At 70.6% G+C, this 17986-nt stretch carries 13 protein-coding genes and 1 pseudogene; 7 read left to right on the top strand and 7 right to left on the bottom strand.

The window, feature by feature from the left end; genetic code table 11:
* The first annotated feature begins 114 nt into the window (after positions 1 to 114).
* A complete protein-coding gene (locus BR07_RS0115275; protein WP_027506192.1) occupies positions 115 to 1464 on the top strand; it encodes a 3-oxoacyl-ACP reductase in 1350 nt (449 codons plus the stop codon).
* A 5-nt stretch (positions 1465 to 1469) separates the two neighbouring features.
* Positions 1470 to 2351 carry a MaoC/PaaZ C-terminal domain-containing protein gene (locus tag BR07_RS0115270; RefSeq protein ID WP_051613473.1) on the top strand — a complete coding sequence of 294 codons (882 nt, stop codon included), beginning with the start codon at positions 1470 to 1472 and terminating at the stop codon, positions 2349 to 2351.
* Positions 2352 to 2396: 45 nt separating this feature from the next.
* On the opposite strand, the gene BR07_RS0115265 is transcribed toward BR07_RS0115270, so the two are convergent.
* Positions 2397 to 2981 carry a TetR/AcrR family transcriptional regulator gene (locus tag BR07_RS0115265; protein ID WP_027506190.1) on the bottom strand — a complete coding sequence of 195 codons (585 nt, stop codon included), beginning with the start codon at positions 2979 to 2981 and terminating at the stop codon, positions 2397 to 2399.
* A gap of 64 nt (positions 2982 to 3045) precedes the next feature.
* A complete protein-coding gene (locus BR07_RS0115260) occupies positions 3046 to 4227 on the bottom strand; it encodes a glycoside hydrolase family 3 N-terminal domain-containing protein (RefSeq protein WP_027506189.1) in 1182 nt (393 codons plus the stop codon).
* A gap of 85 nt (positions 4228 to 4312) precedes the next feature.
* On the opposite strand from BR07_RS0115260, the gene BR07_RS0115255 reads away from it, so the two are divergent.
* From BR07_RS0115255 to BR07_RS27865, 3 genes are all read left to right on the top strand, one after another.
* On the top strand, positions 4313 to 4780 hold the full coding sequence (locus tag BR07_RS0115255; RefSeq protein WP_027506188.1) for a universal stress protein: 468 nt from the start codon (positions 4313 to 4315) through the stop codon (positions 4778 to 4780).
* Positions 4781 to 4882: 102 nt separating this feature from the next.
* Positions 4883 to 5044: a DUF2613 domain-containing protein gene (locus BR07_RS26660; protein WP_231476388.1), complete on the top strand. Its 162-nt coding sequence runs from the start codon at positions 4883 to 4885 to the stop codon at positions 5042 to 5044.
* Positions 5041 to 9354: an alpha-(1->3)-arabinofuranosyltransferase gene (locus BR07_RS27865; protein WP_027506187.1), complete on the top strand. Its 4314-nt coding sequence runs from the start codon at positions 5041 to 5043 to the stop codon at positions 9352 to 9354. The genes BR07_RS26660 and BR07_RS27865 overlap by 4 nt, the downstream gene beginning before the upstream one ends.
* A 17-nt stretch (positions 9355 to 9371) precedes the next feature.
* On the opposite strand, the pseudogene BR07_RS26655 reads toward BR07_RS27865, so the two are convergent.
* Positions 9372 to 10460, bottom strand: a pseudogene (locus BR07_RS26655) (acyltransferase family protein); the annotation flags it as partial.
* A 116-nt stretch (positions 10461 to 10576) separates the two neighbouring features.
* On the opposite strand from BR07_RS26655, the gene BR07_RS0115235 reads away from it, so the two are divergent.
* On the top strand, positions 10577 to 11704 hold the full coding sequence (locus BR07_RS0115235) for a DUF3068 domain-containing protein (protein WP_027506185.1): 1128 nt from the start codon (positions 10577 to 10579) through the stop codon (positions 11702 to 11704).
* A gap of 17 nt (positions 11705 to 11721) precedes the next feature.
* Here BR07_RS0115235 and BR07_RS0115230 read toward each other — a convergent pair whose 3' ends face one another.
* Genes BR07_RS0115230 through BR07_RS24800 form a run of 3 tightly spaced genes read right to left on the bottom strand, consistent with a single transcriptional unit; the run spans position 11722 to position 14947 of the window.
* Positions 11722 to 12699 carry an alcohol dehydrogenase catalytic domain-containing protein gene (locus BR07_RS0115230; protein ID WP_027506184.1) on the bottom strand — a complete coding sequence of 326 codons (978 nt, stop codon included), beginning with the start codon at positions 12697 to 12699 and terminating at the stop codon, positions 11722 to 11724.
* 59 nt (positions 12700 to 12758) lie between these two features.
* Positions 12759 to 13721, bottom strand: coding sequence for a fumarylacetoacetate hydrolase family protein (locus tag BR07_RS24805; RefSeq protein ID WP_027506183.1), 963 nt, complete (start codon positions 13719 to 13721; stop codon positions 12759 to 12761).
* Entirely contained in the window at positions 13718 to 14947 is a 1230-nt protein-coding gene (locus BR07_RS24800; protein WP_037186087.1) for a polysaccharide biosynthesis protein, read from the bottom strand. Before BR07_RS24800 ends, BR07_RS24805 begins: the two co-directional genes overlap by 4 nt.
* Positions 14948 to 14953: 6 nt before the next feature.
* On the opposite strand from BR07_RS24800, the gene BR07_RS24795 reads away from it, so the two are divergent.
* A complete protein-coding gene (locus BR07_RS24795) occupies positions 14954 to 16675 on the top strand; it encodes a hypothetical protein (protein ID WP_051613441.1) in 1722 nt (573 codons plus the stop codon).
* A gap of 37 nt (positions 16676 to 16712) precedes the next feature.
* On the opposite strand, the gene BR07_RS0115210 is transcribed toward BR07_RS24795, so the two are convergent.
* Positions 16713 to 17924 carry a glycosyltransferase family 4 protein gene (locus BR07_RS0115210; protein ID WP_027506182.1) on the bottom strand — a complete coding sequence of 404 codons (1212 nt, stop codon included), beginning with the start codon at positions 17922 to 17924 and terminating at the stop codon, positions 16713 to 16715.
* Between the last annotated feature and the right edge of the window lie 62 nt (positions 17925 to 17986).

Below are 17986 nucleotides of genomic sequence, written 5' to 3'. Positions count from 1 at the left end.
CTGTGCGCAGATGGCGCGGCCACAGTCGGGGCCGCTTCGTCGTGGACTCTATTCTTACTCACGAGTAAGTTACTTGTCGATACCGTTCGACATACCCGACACGAAGGTAGGAACATGGCAGCCACCAAGGGAGCCCCTGACCTCTACTCGCAGTTCCTCTCCTCTGCTCCCGGCGCGTTTCTCGCCAAGCAGGCGGGACTGCCGAAGCCGGAGACTCTGCGTCGCTACCAGCCGGGTGAGCCTCCGCTCGCCGGCCCGGTCCTGATCGGCGGCAGCGGTCGCCTCGTCGAGCCGCTGCGCGTGCTGCTCTCGGACTACCCCGCCGCGAGCCCGCACGACGACAAGCTGGGCGGCCTCGTGTTCGACGCCACCGGCATCGAGAACATCGAGCAGCTCGAGCAGCTGTACCAGTTCTTCCAGCCCGCGGTCCGCAACCTCGGACCGTCGAGCCGCGTCGTCGTCCTCGGCACCACGCCCGAGGAGACCGGCGACATCGAGGAGCACATCGCTCAGCGCGCCCTGGAGGGCTTCACCCGCAGCGTCGGCAAGGAACTGCGCCGCGGCGGCACCGCGCAGCTGGTCTACGTCTCCCCCGACGCCGCGCCGGACCTGTCCGGTGTCGAGTCCACCCTGCGCTTCCTGCTCTCGGCCAAGTCCGCGTTCGTGTCCGGCCAGGTCATCGCCGTCGGCAAGGACGGGTCCACGGCTCCCGCCTCGTGGGACCGGCCACTCGAAGGCAAGGTCGCTCTGGTCACCGGCGCCGCCCGTGGCATCGGCGCCACCATCGCCGAGGTTCTCTCACGCGACGGCGCGCACGTCATCTGCGCCGACATCCCCGCGGCCGGCGAGGCCCTCTCGCAGACCGCCAACAAGGTAGGCGGCACGTCGCTGGCACTCGACGTCACGGCTCCCGACGCCGCCGAGGTGCTCGAGAAGCACGTGAAGGAGCGCCACAGCGGCGGCCTCGACATCGTCGTCCACAACGCCGGCATCACGCGCGACAAGCTCCTCGCCAACATGGACGACGGCCGGTGGAACTCCGTCATCGGCGTCAACCTCGCAGCGCCGCACCGCCTCACCACCGCTCTGGTGAAGTCCGGCACGCTGAACGACGGCGGCCGCGTGATCGACGTGTCCTCCATCGCGGGCATCGCCGGCAACCGCGGCCAGACCAACTACGGCACGTCCAAGGCCGGCGTCATCGGCCTGGTGCACGCCGAGGCACCCGAACTGGCGAAGAAGGACATCACCATCAACGCGGTGGCGCCCGGCTTCATCGAGACGGCCATGACCGCGGCCATTCCGTTCGCCACTCGCGAGGCCGGCCGCCGGATGAGCTCGCTGCTGCAGGGCGGCCAGACCGTCGACGTCGCGGAGACCATCGCGTACTTCGCGAGCCCGGCCTCCAACGCCGTCACCGGTCAGATCGTCCGCGTGTGCGGCCAGTCCCTGATCGGAGCGTGAGCGACGTGGCCACGGTGATCCCGCTCGACGGTCCGCCGAGGATCCGCGACATCTACACCCGCGCGGCTCTCGACTCGCTGCCGATCATCGGCGGCGGCAAGCGCACGCCGACGGCACCGGACGCGACGTACACCCTCGGCGGAATCCGGATCGATCGGGACAACCTCGCGACGTACGCCAAGGTGACCGGCCTCCGTCTCAGCGACACCCTGCCGCTGACGTACCCCTTCACCCTGGTGTTCCCCACCGTGATGTCCCTCATGGTGTCCAAGGACTTCCCGTTTGCGGCCATGGGATCGGTGCACGCGGAGAACGTGATCGAGAGCTTCCGCCCCATCGGGACCTCGGAGCCGCTCGACATCGCGGTGCACGCGGAGAACGTCCGCGAGCACCGGAAGGGACTGCTCGTCGACGTCGTCAGCGACGTGTCGGTGGGCCGAGAGCTGGTGTGGCGTCAGACGTCCACCTTCCTCAGCCTCCAGAAGACGTCGCTGTCCGGTGGACCTCGCGAGGCACCGCCGGCCGACGAGGTCCCGCCGCCGCCCACCTCGACTCTGCGAGTGGACCAGAAGACCATCTCGCGCTACGCGGCGGTGAGTGGTGACCGCAACCCGATCCACGTCTCGTCGCTGGGCGCCAAGGCCTTCGGCTTCCCGCGCACCATTGCTCACGGGATGTGGAGTGCGGCGGCCGTACTCAGCGCCGTCGACGGCAAGATCCAGGACCGTGTCACGTACTCGGTGCGCTTCGGCAAGCCGATCGTGTTGCCCGCCAAGATCAACGTGTACGCCGAGCGGGTGGGCACGGGCGTCGGTCCGGGGCAGTGGGACGTGGCGCTGAAGCACCCGAAGAAGGGCTACCCGTTCCTGACGGGCACCCTGCGCTGATCGTCGTGGCGGGGGCTGCGTCTCGCGGTCCCCGCCCTCACGGCGTCAGGCCCGAAGCCCCCGCCACGCAAGGCTCTCGAGAAGGTCGACCGCCTGGTGCACGTCGATCTCGCCGCCGGCGACCCTGTCGGCCACGGCCTCGCCGGCACCGACCAGGGCGACGGCCATCAGTCCGAAGTTGTGTTCCGGCCGCGGGTCCTTGGTGCTCATCTCGAGCAGCGACGCGGTGAGGCTGATCAACCGATCGCGGCTGCTCTGCACCTGACCGGCGAAGGCCTGCTGGCCGATCGCCTGCCGGTAGAGCACCATCCACGACGAGCGGTGCTCGTCCACGAACGTGAGGAATCCGAGCAATGCCTTACGCAACTGCTCGCGGGGAGTGAGCGTCGGGTCCGCCGCGGGAGTCATCGCAGCGACGAACTCGAGGCCCTCCCGATGGATGCACGCGGCGAAGAGTTCGTCCTTGCTGCCGTAGTACAGATACAGCATGGGTTTCGAGATCTCGGCCCGTGCGGCGATGGAGTCCATCGACGTGCTGTGAAAGCCGTTCTCGGAGAACACCTCGATGGCGGCGTCGAGCATCTGCTGCTCGCGGACGGCGCGCGGCAACCGCTTGGTTCCGCCTGCCATGCGTCCTCCCCGGAGCTGTCCGCCGTACGACCTCCCGACTCTACGTCACCGTCCGCGGGACGAGTCAGGGGCAGCCGAGGGCTCCCTTGGCCGTGAGGACGGTCCGGGCCGCGTCGTCCACGCGCGCATCGCTCAACTCCCCGGACGCCACGGCCGCCTCGAGACGGTCGAGGACGCTCGGCACCGCGTCGGTGGTGATCCAGAGGGCGACGTCGGCCCCGGCGACGAGGGCGGCCAGCGCCGCGTCCTCGATGCCCAGTCGCGACGTGATCGCCGCCATGCCGGACAGGTCGTCGGTGAAGATCGGGCCGGTGAACGGCGCCGCCCCGTAGCCGGTGCCGTCACGCAGCAGTGCCATCGCGGCGGGACTGATACTGGCGGGCACGCCCTCCGTCGTCAGGCCCGGAACGTCGAGGTGTCCGACCATGGCACCCACTCCGGTGGACATGAGATCGCGGAACGGAACCAGGTCGCGGGCCTGCAGTTCGGACAGCGGCGGTGTCGTGACGGCGCCGGTGTGCGAGTCGCCCGATCCGGAGCCGTGCCCCGGGAAGTGCTTGATCACGGGCATCACCCCGGCGTCGCGGAGACCGCGCGCAGCAGCTCCGGCGTACGCGACGACGGTGGCGGGATCGTCCGAGTAGGACCGGTCACCGATCACCGAGTCGTCGGGCTGGCTGCTGACGTCCACGTCGGGAGCGAAGTCGACGGTGATGCCGAGATCCTTCAGTCCACGTCCGCGCTCGAGCCACATCTCGTACGTCTGCTCGGGGGTCATGGTGGCGGCGGTCTCGCGTGCCGAGGGCACCGAACCGAGGAGGTCGGCTGCCCGCGACACCCGGCCGCCCTCCTCGTCGATCGTCACCATGACGGGCACGGTGGCGGCCGACTGCATGCGATCGACACCGCCGCCGGTGAGCATCGTCTTGTCGGTCCAGCTACCCACGAACACACCACCCACCTGCTCGGCGCCCACCACCGCCACGGCGTCGTCGGTCCCGGTGACCCCGACTGTCAACAGCTGGGCGAGCCGCTGCCGCAGCGTCATGGCGTCGATAGCGGTGGCGCACGCATCGGGCGTGGCCGCAGGCATCTCGGACGTCGACACGACCGCCGAGGGAGCCGAGGGCGATGCCGTGGCCGCACCGGTGGTGGTGGGTGCGGGAGCCGCCGCGTCCCCCGTCCCGCACGCCGTCGTGGCGATCGCGCACGTCGCGACCAGGGTCAGAACTCGGCGCAGGTACATACCCGAAACGTTATCGCGTGAGCCTCCCCGCGACCCGACCGCGACGGTAAGATCGTCAGCCACCGCCACAAGCCTGGAGGCTCTCATGTCGTGTGACGTCATGTTGATCGCGTACGACGGTTCGGACAATGCGCGCAGGGCGGTGGACTACGCCGGCAGATTCCTTCAGGCGAAACGCGCCATCGTGCTCACCGCGTGGGAACCGATGGTGCGACAGGCGGCCCGCATGTCCGGCCTGTCCGGAGTGATGGCGCCGGAGTGGCTGCCGGACGAGCAGACCGAGGACATCGCACTCGCCGACGCGAAGGTCACCAACAGCGAGGGCCTCGAGCTGGCCGTCCGCGCCGGCATCAACGCCGACGGGCGCTGCGAGGAGTCGCACTCCGCCATCTGGACCACCATCGTCGAGACGGCGGACGAGGTGAACGCCGACATCATCGTCACCGGGACGCGCGGCCGGACCGGTCTGCGGTCGCTGCTGCAGTCGTCCTGTGCCGATCTCGTGCTCAAGCACAGCCATCGCCCTGTACTGATCGTGCCGCCCGGCAGATGAGTGACGGGCAGGCCGGAGGCCGGTCGAGGTGAACGGGCAGGCCGGAGGCCGGTCGAGGTGAACGGGCAGGCCGTTGGCCGGTCGAAGTGATAGGTTCTGCTCGTGAAATCCGCAGCGATCAGTGCCGTCATCGGCGTCGTGCTGGGAGTGGCCGTGGTGTTCGGCGCCACTGCCGCCGCCTCGTCCGACACCCGCCCCGAGGTCGATCGTTCCGGTAACGCCGAGTCCTCCCTCCTCAACCAGGTCGAGTACGGCAGCCGCTGACGTCCGATGCTCCCGTCACCGCGCCCGTAGGGGCCCGGTGGCGTTTCTTCTCCGCGGTCGGTGCGCTGGTCCTGGCGTTCCTGCAGGCTCCCGGCCTGACCGTCGCCGACACCAAGTACGACCTGACGCAGAACCCGCTGGGGTTCCTCTCGCGTGCGTCCCATCTGTGGACGTCCGACGCCACCTTCGGCCAGGTACAGAACCAGGCGTACGGCTACTTCTTCCCGCACGGGTCGTTCTTCGCCCTCGGTGACGTGCTGGGGCTGCCCGGGTGGGTGACGCAGCGCCTGTGGTGGGCGGTGCTGATCTTTCTCGGGTTCTGGGGTGTCCTGCGCTTGTGCGAGGCCCTCGGGGTCGGGAGCCGCGGGTCGCGGGTGGTGGGTGCGCTCGCGTTCGTCCTCGCTCCGCGGGTGATCACCACCCTGGGGTCGATCAGTTCCGAGTCACTGCCGATGATGCTGGCGCCATGGGTACTGATCCCCCTGGTCCGCGTCTTCTCCGGCCGCTCCGTGAGCATTCCGCGCGCCGCCGCGTGTTCGGCGCTGGCCGTCGCGGCGATGGGTGCCGTGAACGCCGTGGCGACGGCGGCAGCCACCCTCGTGGCGGTCGTGTGGTGGCTCGCGCACAGGCCGGACGCCCGGTGGCGCCGGTTCTCGCTGTGGTGGATCGGGTGTCTCGTCGCCGCGACGACGTGGTGGCTGGTTCCCCTCTTCATCCTGCGCGGCGTCAGTCCACCGTTCCTCGACTACATCGAGTCGGCCGGCACGACGACGCAGTGGGCCTCGCTGGTGGAGGTCCTGCGCGGCACGAGCAGCTGGACACCGTTCGTCTCGCCGGAACGCATCGCCGGCGCTGTGGTGGTGACACAACCCGCCGCGGTGATCGCCTCTGCCGTCGTGGCCGCGGCGGGAATGGCCGGGCTCTGCATGCGGTCGATGCCGGCACGCGGTCGGCTGACCCTGGTGCTGCTGATCGGGCTCGTGGGCATGACCGCCGGGTACGTCGGCGGACTGGCCTCCCCCGTCTCCGAGCAGGTGCGACTGTTCCTCGACACGTCCGGTGCGCCGCTGCGCAACATCCACAAGCTGGAACCGGTGATCCGACTGCCGTTGGCGCTGGGCCTCGCACAGTTGCTGGCGCAGGTGCCGCTGCCGGGTTCGGTGCCGTCGCCTCGCTGGCGTCGCGCGGCGTCGCACCCGGAACGGGAGCCCCTCGTCGCTTTCGCCGCACTCGTCCTGGTGGCACTCACCGTCTCGACCTCGCTGGCCTGGACCGGGCGGCTCGCGCCGCGGGGCGCGTACGAGACCGTTCCGGCCGAATGGTCCGACGCGGCGGGCTGGTTGGCCGACCACGCGGGCACCGGAGCCGAGGAGTCCCGCGCGCTCGTCGTTCCCGGTGCGCCCCTGGCCGCTCAGCTGTGGGGGCTGACGCGGGACGAACCGTTGCAGGCGTTGGCGGCCTCGCCGTGGGCCGTCCGTGACGCGGTCCCGTTGGTGCCGCCCGGCGCGATCCGCGCCCTCGACTCGGTGCAACGGCTTCTCGCGGACGGCAGACCGTCCGACGGACTCGCCGACACGCTGGCATCGATGAACGTCCGCTACCTGGTGATGCGCAACGATCTCGACCCCGAGACGTCGCGTTCGACCCGGACCTCGCTGGCGCATCAGAGCATCGAGAACTCGCCCGGGCTCGAGCGGGTCGCGACCTTCGGCGACGACATCGGGCCCGGACGGGTGGACGGCATCGTCGCCGACTCCGACCTGCGGCCCACCTACCCCGCGATCGAGATCTTCGAGGCGACACCCGGCACCCCCGCCGTTGCCGGCCCGTACACGGTGGTGGCCGACGACGTGCCCCGAGTGCAGGGCGGGCCCGAGGTCCTCACTCGCCTGAACGAGCACCGCGAGCGCGGCGGCCTGGACCCGACTCCGGCGGGACCGGTACTTCTCGACGGCGACGCCCGGGCCGCCGGGCTCACGGTCGACGACGTCCTGGTGACGGACACCCCGATGAACCGCGAGGTGGACTTCGGCTCCGTCGACGATCACAGCAGCGCCCTGCGCACACCCGACGATCCCCGCCGCACACTCAATCTCGTGCCCGACTATCCGGTCGACGGTGCGCCGCTGGTCGAGGGCGCGTGGTCCGGTGCCCGGGTGTCCGTCTCCTCCTCGGCATCGGACGCCACCCAGTTCGGCGGCGCCTCGCCCGGCAACGGTCCGGCGGCGGCCGTCGACGGCGACGCCGCGACGAGTTGGGTGAGCAACGGCCTCGAGAGCTCGGTCGGTCAGTGGATCCAGCTCGACCTCGATCGCCCGGTGCAGTCCGGCCTGCTCGACTTCCGCACCAGCCCCGGCGCTCTGGGGTCACCGGTGAAATGGGTCGAGATCGAGACGGACAACGGGACCGCAGCCGCACGCATCACCGAACCGGGCGATCCGGTGACCGTCTCACTGCCCGCCGGCACGACGACGCGAATCCGGGTGACAGCTACCGAGACCGAGAACGGTTCGGTCGGAGCACAGTTCGGCGTCAGCGACCTTCGCCTCACCGATTATACGGATCCCGATGCACCGACACCGGTGGTCGTCCGGCACCTCACGGAGATGCCGGCTCCGGCTGACGGCGTCACGGTGACGGGATGGAATCTGGCACAGGAGCTTCCGGGCCGGACAGGATGCGTCGACACGCCCGATCGAGTGCGCTGCGCGGGTGGCGTAGCCGTCGAACCCGAGGAACTCGACAGTTTCCAGCGCACGCTCTCGGTTCCCAGTGGCACGGCGGTGACCCCCGAACTCTGGCTGCGCTCGCGTCAGTCGTCCGCGCTGGAGGATCTCCTGCAGGACGCCACACGTCCGCAGGCTCGGGGTGCGGCCGAGGTCACCGACGTCCGGGGGTCGACCTTCGCCCTCACGGACGGCGACGACCGCACGTCCTGGACCGCGAGTCAGGACTCGATCGAGGGCCGGGCCGGAACGTATCCCACCGTCACTCTCGAACTGCCGCAACCCGTTTCGGTCGACGGGCTCGACATCGCCCAGAGCCTCGGCGCACTGCCGTCTCATCCGACCAGGATCGCCGTGAACCTCGGGACCGGCCCCCAGGTCCGCGACGTCGACGCGGACGGCGACACCAGAGTGTCCCTCGAACCAGCGGTGACCGACCAGATCATCGTCTCGCTGCTGGACTGGGACGACGTACTCGACCGCACGGCACTGGGATTCGACCAGGTACGGCCTCCCGGTCTGGCCGAGATCACGGTGCTCTCCGAATCCGGTACCGCGTCCGCGGGGGCGGCGTTCGATCCCGACCGCCCGATCGTGACGTCGTGCGCGACCGGCCCCACCCTGACCATCGCGGACCAGCTCGTCCGCACCGCCGTCTCGACGACAGCCGGGGCGTTGGCCACCGGCGCACCGATCCGTGCGTCTCTCTGCGAGGGCGATGTCCCCGTCGCGGCGAACGTCTCCAATCCTGTTCCGCTGCCGTCGGGCTCGCAGTCCGTGTCGGTGGACCCGGGCGACGCCTTCGTCGTCGACAGCGTCGTGCTGCGCACGGCACCACTCGCTGCGTTCCCGGGCGCCGGCCCCACGCCCGTGGCGGTCACCGCGGACGAGTGGACCGCCGACACCCGCCGCGTCGTCGTGACCGGGTCCTCGACTCAGCGCATTCTCGTGGTGCCCGAGAGCACCAACCCGGGATGGGTGGCAACGCGCCCGGACGGCGAGGTGCTCACCCCGGTGATCGTGAACGGGTGGCAGCAGGGGTGGATTCTCCCCGCCGGCCTCTCGGGCGAGGTGACCATGACATTCCCCGCCGACACCTGGTACCGCACGGCGATCGTCGCGGGCCTGGCGCTTCTCGCGGCTCTGGCCGTGATGACGATGCGGCGCCGCCCGTCGGACCCCGCGACGGCACCGACACCCACCTGGCGACCCGCCCTCGTCGGCCACGCGGGACTGTTCGCTGCCGTGTGGGTCATCGGTGGGCTCGCCGCACTCGGCTGGCTGGCGGTTCTCACCGTCGCGGTCGCCGCCGTCGACCATCGCTGGGGAGCCCGTGTCCGCGGTCGTGTGCTCGTCGCGATCGCGGGGCTCGGACTCAGTGTCGCCGGGGCGATGCTGTCCACCGGCCCCTGGCGTGATCCCGACGGGTACGTCGGCCACTCGGCCGTCATTCAGCTCGCAGCGCTGGCATCCGTCGGCGCCGTGGCGCTCGCGGCGCTTCCCTCGTTCGCCCGGATCCGGTCGGCCCTGCGCGCTTCCCGCCGACGCAGTGCGACACGGACCGGCTCCTCCACCAGCGCGTAGCTCGCCGCGGCGACCGGCAGCGTCAACACGACCGTCGCACCGGCGACGAGGAGGAACTGCCCGCCGAACGGGGACACCCCCAGCACGGGGAACACCACGGCCAGCACCGCGAGATGCCAGATGAAGATGCCGTAGGACCACCGGCCGATCATCAGCGCGAACGGACCCGACAGCCACCGGGTACGGACACCCGTTCCGACGGCCAGGGGCGCGATGAGACAGAACGCGACGACGGCGCCCAAGGCCACCTTGACCGCGAACTGCCATGCCGCCGGCGTCGTGAGGTCCTGCGCGCCCGCGATCGGTGTCGACGACGCCGCGAAGGCCGCCGCCGCGATGCCGGTGAGCAACCATCGTCGGCTCGCGATCCGGACGACCAGCGGGACAGCGGGCAGGTCGGAGACCGGTCGGGACTCGCGTACTGCCAGCTCGGCAGCAGCCTCGGCCACCACCATCCCGGCCGCGAACCACGCCAGGTAGCCGGGCAGCCAGTTCTCGATGTTCACGCCGTCCGCAGTGGAGATCGGGAGAAAGGTCCACCCGAGCGACAGGGCGGACACCCCGACCAGCACCGGCGTGCGCAGACGGGCTCGGGGTCCGCGGAGCGCGGCCATGGCAACCCCGATGAACGGGAGCAGCAGATAGAACGCCACCTCGACGGACAGCGACCACATCTGGGTCATGCCCTGCGTCAACGTCAACGGGACGAACACCTGCACGAGGGTCAGGTTGGCGATCCACACCCGGACGCCACCACCCGCACCCGGCAGCAGGGCCAGCACGACGACGACCACGAGCCAGTACGCGGGCAGGATGCGTGCCGCGCGGTGCACCAGATAGCTACGGACGGACGGCCTCGGCCGCGAGCCGCGCGCGGCGGCCGCGTGGGGTCGCCACAGCAGGAACCCCGAGAGCGCGAAGAACACGGCCACCGCGAGATCGAGACGGCCGAGCAGCGGGCCCACGAGGGGTGTGCCCGTCGATCCCGTCTGGAACGCGACGTGGGTCAGCAGCACGCCGACGGCCGCGAGACCGCGCATCCCCTCGAGCGCGGGCACGAATCCGCCGATGCGCGGATCGACGCGGGCCTTCTCTGCAGTGGTCATCGTCAGGAGAGTCTGCCGCATCGCACCCGAACTCGGAGCGGCCCAATACGTTAGTGTTCGACCCATCACGGCCGGTATGCACTGACAAGTGCACATGCACAAAGGGGACCTCCAGTATGGCGAACAGATCCACACCGACGCGTGTGATCCCGCCGATCCTCATCGGGCTCGGAGCTTTCTTCCTGATCATCGCGATCCTGATCCCGCTGTACACGGTCGGGCGCCTCGAGAAGACGCCGCTGGACCTCGAGATCACCAGCGTGTCCACCGGCACCGGGTCGGTGCTCGATTCGCGTTCGCTCACAGCGGGTTCCGCCGTCGTGGATCAGAACGTCCCCCTGATCTCCCAGCGCTTCGTCACCACGGAGGAGCCGTCGAACTCCGACGTCATCACCGTGCAGGCCGGCTCGTCGCTGCGACGCACCGATCGACAGGGTGACACCGGTCTGCTCACCGCGACCGTCGACCGCGTGAGCCTGGACCGCGTGTCCTCCATGCCGGTCGACCCGGTCGGATCCATCCAGAGCCAGGCCGACAAGCCGGCCGAGGAAGTGCCGCACACCGGACTGCAGTACAAGTTCCCGTTCGACTCGCAGAAGCAGACCTACCCCTTCTTCGACACCGTGGCCCGCGAGAGCTACGACATGACCTTCGTCGAGGAGACGCAGATCGAGGGCGTCACGGTCTACCACTACACGCAGACCATCCCCGCGGTGGACCTGTCCGCCGTCGTCCCCTCGCCGGCCAACAAGCTCGCTCTCCCCGCGAGCACGTGGGGCGTCGACGGCGGCGCCACGCCGATCACGATGACGCGGTACTACGAGAACACCCGGGACATCTACGTCGAGCCCGTCACCGGCGTCATCGTCAAGGGCCAGGAGGACGTGCACCAGTACTACGCACGCCGCGCCGGAACTCCCGAGGTGGACGTCGTCAAGGCCGTCATCGGCTTCGACGACAACACCGTCACCTACCAGCTCGGTCGCGCACAGGACGGCAAGGACCAGATCGCCCTGATCGGCCGCACCGTGCCGATCGTCGCCGGCGTTCTGGGCGTCATCCTCCTGGCAGTCGGCATCGTGCTGCTCCTGCGCGGCGGCCGCACCACCCGCGGAACACGTCCGGTGGCCGACGGACCCATGACCGGACCTCGTACCTCCGGCGCCGGTTCACCCGCACCGGACCACGACTGGACGACGGACCGTACCGAGGAGATCCCCCGCACCAACCTCCGCAAGGACTGACGCCTCCGGCCTTCCCGTCAGGGAAGTAGCAGCGTCACTCCTGCAGACTCACCGAGGGCGTCCAGCGCGAGCTGGGCGTCCTCGAGTCGTCTGCGGCCTCCGATCATCGATTCCACGGCGGCGTGCGGGAGAGTGCGCAACAGTTCGGGGTACTCGTGGGCGGCCAGCCCATGGCTGCCGAGCACGTCGATCTCCCGTGCGATCACCACGTCCATCGACACGTGCCCGCCGCCCGGAAGCAACCCGATCTGCACGTGCCGACCGCGCCGTCGCAGACCCCTGATCGCCTCGTCCGCCAACCCGGCATGCCCGGAGCACTCCAGCGCGACGTGCATGTCGTCGACCGGCGTCTGCACCGCCCGAGCTGCTCCCAGTCGGAGTGCCAGGTCCTGCGCCGAGGTGGAGCGATCCACTGCCGTCACTTCCGCGCCGGCCCCGGACGCGATGATCACCGCGGACAGGCCGAGCCCACCGCACCCGTAGACGGCGACGCGCTCGCCTGCCACCACGCGGGCGCGGCGATGAACCGCCCGCCATGCGGTCGCGTACCGGCATCCCAGAGTGGCCGCCACGTCGAACGACACCTCGTCCGGCAACGCGATCAGGTTGGTCGAGGCATACCGGACGGCGACGAACTCGGCGTACGACCCGTCGTGGGTGAACCCGGGCTGTTCCTGACGGGGACACACCTGGTGGTCGCCGGCAGAGCACGTCGGACACGACCCACACGCACACACGAAGGGGGTGGTGACGCGACGACCGATCCAGTCGCGGTCGACGTCCGCACCCACGGCGACGACCGTTCCCGCGAACTCGTGGCCCGGAACGAACGGCAGTCGCACGTCGCCGTCGTGTCCCTGCCAGGCATGCCAGTCACTCCGGCACACCCCGGTGGCTGCCACCCGGATCACCGCACCGTCGGGAGCCGCGTCGGGACGGTCGATCTCCCGCACGGTTCCCGGTCGGCCGAACTCCTCGATCACCAGTGCACGCATGCACCGACACTACTTTTCGCACGGCCGGCCTCCGGCCTGCCCGCTGGCCAGCCACCCGGCTAGGCAGGCTCCGCCACCGTGTTGGTCACCGACCCGATGCGCTCGACGTCGAGGCACACCACGTCGCCCGGCCGCACCCAGCGGTCGAGTTCCATCCCGCACCCCGACGGCAAGGTCCCCGAGGTCAGCAGCTCGCCGGGGCCGATGCTCTCGGACCTGCTGGCGTAGGCGAGTCCCTCCACCAGCGACCACCGGCCGCCTCGTGTCGACGTCTCCGACCACACCTCGCCGTTGACGGTGACGGTGCCGCGCAGATCGGTCAGGTGCGGCAGGACCTCGTCCGCGGTGACCACCTCGGCACTCATGGAACTACCGAACGTCTTGGTCTTCACGACGGGTCCGAAGGGACCGTTGCGCTGCTCGTCCCACTGCACGTCGCGCGCGCTGAAGTCGTTGAACACCACGAAGCCGCCGATCGCCGCTTCCGCTTCGGCCGTCGAGGCGCTGACGACGGGCCGGACCACCAGGGCGCCGAACTCGAGTTCGAAGTCCAACAACTCGGTGTACGCGGGCCACGACATGGGGTCGCCGTCGCCGACGACGGAGAGGTGATTGCCCGTGTAGTAGATCGGGTGCTCGACTGCCGCGGCGCCCGGCCGCAGAGGCGGGAACGGCTTCCGCGCGATCGCCTGGAACGCCTTCGCCAGTGGCACGACGGCGGGCAGGTTGCGCCGCACCATCTGCTCGGCCGCCTGGTGCCAGTGCTGGTCCCACCCCGCGAAGCAGCGAAGCGATCGCGGCTCGAACGGCAGGGAGGCGAAGGACGTCGACGCAGTGGCGGTCCCGGCGGCGACGGCCCGGTCCACGAGATCGCGCGCCACGTCGCGAGCACGCTCACCGGCACCGAGGAACTCGACGATTCCGCTCGGAAGTTCCTCTCCACCAGCAGCTCTCAGATCAACCCACGTTCCCGTGGTCTCGTGCAGCACGTCGATCCCCGTCATGCCCCTACGCAGCCTCACGGACCCACCCCCCGGATTCGGTCATCCACCGATCCAAGCACACGGACACGCCCGAGCGCGCTGGTCGAGACCACAACAGATGCGACCGCAGCGCATGCCGCGGCCACGACGACGAGCTCCGTCGCGCTGTCGACGATCGTCAGCACGAGGACGGCCTCGACCAGCAGCACGGTCCACGCCGCCAGCGCCGAGCGCGTGTCGCCGCGGGCCACGGCCGCCAGGAGACCGCACTGCACCACGGCCAACAGCGCGCCCTGCGCGGCGAACAGCCACAGCAGGTACTGCACCGGCGCGTAGTCCGCGCCCATCACCAGCGGAACGATCGGCCCGACGATCGCGGCACCCACCACCACGACGGATCCGACGCCGAGCAGCACCAGCAGGGCGGTGCGGACCGCCGACGCCGACCGACGCGGATCCGCCATCCTCGGGTACAGCACCACGCCGACCGACTGCGGGAGCCAGAAGGCGGCCTTCGCGGCGACGGCGCCGAGCGCGTAGACACCCGCGGCCTCCGGGTCGAGGACGCGTCGGGCGAGCAGGAGGTCGACCGAGGACAACGCGACGATCACGAGTTGGACCTGCGATGCGGCGAGCACGTCACGCCAGGTCCCGGCCGCGGCGGGCCGGTCGAACTCGTCCGTCTGCTCGGCGCGGTCGACGACGATGCGCGCGGCCAGCGCCATGACCGCGGTCCCCACCGCACCCGCGACCAGGGCTGGTCCCACACCTCCGCCCAGCACCAGGGCGGTCACGGCGGGCACCACCTTCGCCAGGCCGCTCGCCGCGAGCACACCGCCGAGGGCACCGAAGCGCGAGTCTCCCTGCAGCAGACCCTGTTCCGTGGCCAGCAGCACGAGGAACGGCGCCGTCACGACGGCCGCCGCCGTGGTCACGACGTCGGTGTGGAGCAGAGCCGCCACGACGGGAGTCGCGACGACGGCGAGACCGGCGACGACCACGGCGTACAGGTGTCCGAGCCTGCGGGAGACAGCCACCGAACGACCGCGCACCCGGTCACGCGCCACGACGGTCTGCAACGCCAGCGCCGGCACCGCGAGTACCAGCTGGGCGGCGAGCAGCGACGCGAAGACCCCGTAGCCCTGCGGCCCGAGCACACGCCCGGCCGGGAGGTGCAGCAGATACGAGGCGATGTTCGCCGCCATCGACCCCGCCGTCACGATGCTCACCCCGGCCACCACGGTGGAGGTGCGCGCAGGGATCATGCCCTCATGATCGCAGGGTCGAGCAGGACAGCCGGGGCGTGGTCCCTCGCCTGGTCCGTCGTGCTCACCGGTGTCGTCCTCGGCCCGCTCCTGCGTGTGTTGCTTCCGGGTGGCGGCCACCTACTGCTGCGTGACGCGGTGTCGACGCCCCGGTCGTATCTCACCGACTCGGCCCTGGGCCTGTCCGACTCGGCAGCTCGGGCGGTTCCCCAGGACGCCGTCGTCGCGGTCGCCACCACGGTCGTCGACGGCGGTGTACTGGTCGTCGGACTGCTCGCTCTCGCTCTGATCGCCGCCGGGTGGGGCGCCGCGCAGATGACGGCGCGGGTGCTCGGCGGCGCCTCGACCGGCCCACGTCTGGTGGCCGCCACGGTGGCCGTGTGGAACCCCTATGTGGCCGAACGTCTGCTGCAGGGACACTGGAGCCTGCTCGTCGGCTACGCGGCTCTCCCCTGGACGGTCGTCGCGACCATGACGCTCCGCGACCGCGGTGACCTGCGGTCCGCTGCGCCCCTCGTGCTGTGTCTCGGCATCGCCGGGCTGACCCCGACAGGCGTGCTGCTCTGCGCTGTTCTCGCCGTGGTGGTCCTGGCCGCACCGGGAGGGGCACGCCGCGTACGGCGGCTCGTCGTCGTGGCTCTCACCACGGTGATCGTGTCGCTGCCCTGGCTGGTGGCCACCGCCGTGTCCGGGGCCGGTACCGGCGCCGATCCTGCGGGAGTCGCGGCCTTCGCGGCGCGGGCCGAGCCCGGACTCGGGACGATCGGAGCGCTCGCCGGTCTGGGCGGCATCTGGAACGCCGATGCGGTTCCCGGCAGCCGAACCAGCCTGTTCGCCGTCGTCGGCACCGCCGTGCTGCTCGGCCTGGCCGCCGCCGGACTCCCTCGTCTGCGCCGGACCGCATCGCCCGTGGTCGCGGCGCTCCTGCTCACCGGCGCCGTGTCCGTGGTGCTCGTCGCCCTCGCCGCCACCCCGATCGGGCTCGACGTCGGCCGATGGGCCGCCGAGTCGGTACCCGGTGCCGGGCTGTTCCGGGACGGTCAGAAATGGGTCGCCCTGTGGATGCCGGCACTCGCCCTGAGTGCAGGCGCCGCGGTCGATCGACCCGGTCGCGGCGGGACACGTCCCCGGCTCGCAGCCGTGTCCGCCGCCGCCGCGCTGCTCGTCGTCCTGCCTGATCTGGCATGGGGGGTGCAGGGCGCGCTGCGTCCGGTCGACTACCCCGCCGGGTGGTCCTCGGTGATCGACGGTGTCGGACCGTCCGACGCTCTCGTGGCCGTCCTGCCGACAGGTACCTTCCGCCGGTTCGACTGGTCGGGCGAGGCACCGGTCCTCGATCCCGCTCCGAGGCTGCTGGACGCCGATGTGCTCGGCACCGGAGATCTCCCGGTGGGCGGGACGGTCGTCCGGGGAGAGAACACCGTCGCGGGGCGAGTCGAAGGCCTGCTCCTGGCCGGTGCCCCGGCGAGCGACCTCGCCGCACTCGGAGTCGGGTGGATCCTGGTCGAGAGGTCGGCGGGCGAGAGCGGGAACTCCGCACGCACCCTCGCGGGCCTGGAACCCGCGTACGCGGACGCCGATCTCACGCTGTACTCACTCGCTGATCCGGCACCTCGTCCACGCTCGGATCGCCTGCCGGCGATCGTCGCTCATCTGCTGTGGGCGGCCGCCGTCCTGATCGCGGCGTTCGTCACCGTCACGAGAGCGCGTCGCACCCGGACTCGCTGATTCCGGACCGACCGGCCTCCGGCCTTCCCGCGACCACCTACCGACCGGCCTCCGGCCTACCCGCGACCAGCCCGGACACCGCTCGGCCGTGTACTCGCGCGCGCAGCACCGACTCCACCGCTCGCGCGCACCACGTCCACGAGAACTCCCGGGTCCGCAGCCGCGCCTTCTCCCCGAGCTGCCGACGGAGATCACCGTCGTCCAGCAGGGTCCGCACCGCGTCGGTCAGTTCGTCGACGTCGGAGTCGCGGCTGAGCCACTCGTCGCCCACCAGGACGCCGGTGACGCCGTCCACCACGGAGTCGGTCAGCCCCCGAGAATGCCGGTAGCCGACGGTGGGGACACCGTGCTGAGCTGCCTCGACGACGGCGAGTCCCCACCCCTCCTTCCGGGACGGGAGCACGTGGATCCACGACTGCGACAGGATCTCGTGCTTGCGGGTCTCGGACACGTGACCGTGGAAGGTCACGGCGTCGGCCACGCCACGCGCGCGGGCGTGGTCGCGCAGGTTGTCGTCCCACCACCCACCGCCGATGACGTCGAGGCGCAGGGCGGGCGTCGCATCGCGCAGCGCAGCGACGACGTCGATCGCGTCCTCGATCTGCTTGTGCGGGACGAGCCGGGACAGGACGGCGAGCGTCGGGGCGTCCGCACGCGTGTCCGGATCGCCCACCGTGACGGAACCGGGAATGTCGTCGACACCATTGCGGACGACGGCCACCCTCTCGCGGTCCACACCGAGTGCGATCAGCTCGTCCGCCGAGGGGAGCGACACCGTCAGGTACTGCGAGCGTCGATGGACCCGCGGCGACAGCCTGGACTCGATCCACCATCCCAGCCGCGCCATGACCGCACCCGCCACTGGCCATTGTTCGCGGTGACAATGGTGGACCAGCACGGTGACGGGAGCCGCCGTCACGAGTCGCGCGAAGAACGGGATACCGTTCTGCGTGTCGATCACCGCGTCGGGCTTCAGTCCCGCCAAGGGACCGAATCCGAGCCGCCCGGCGAGGAGCGCTCCGAGCGCTCGCGGGTAGACCGTCAGGCGCCCGCCGCCGCGGCTGATGCGTACACCGTCGATCGTGTCCGACGCTGGTGCGCCGGGGTAGCCGGCCGTGCGCAGGGTGACCTTGATGCCCCGCGACGCCAGCCCTGCGCCCACGTGCTCGAGGTAGCGCTCGCTACCACCGCCCTGTGGATGGCCGCTGTCACGCCAACAGAGCAGCAGCACCTCACGTAACTCCGTCATCTGCTGTCACCCCCGTGGCAGTCTTTCATTCGTTCGAACGACACAGAATGGCTGTTTCGGCC

It is taken from the genome of Rhodococcus sp. UNC23MFCrub1.1 (genome assembly GCF_000686025.1).
Taxonomy (GTDB): Bacteria; Actinomycetota; Actinomycetes; order Mycobacteriales; family Mycobacteriaceae; genus Rhodococcoides.
The sequence above is the reverse complement of the archived record's forward strand: the minus strand, read 5'-3'. Positions and strand labels throughout refer to the sequence as shown.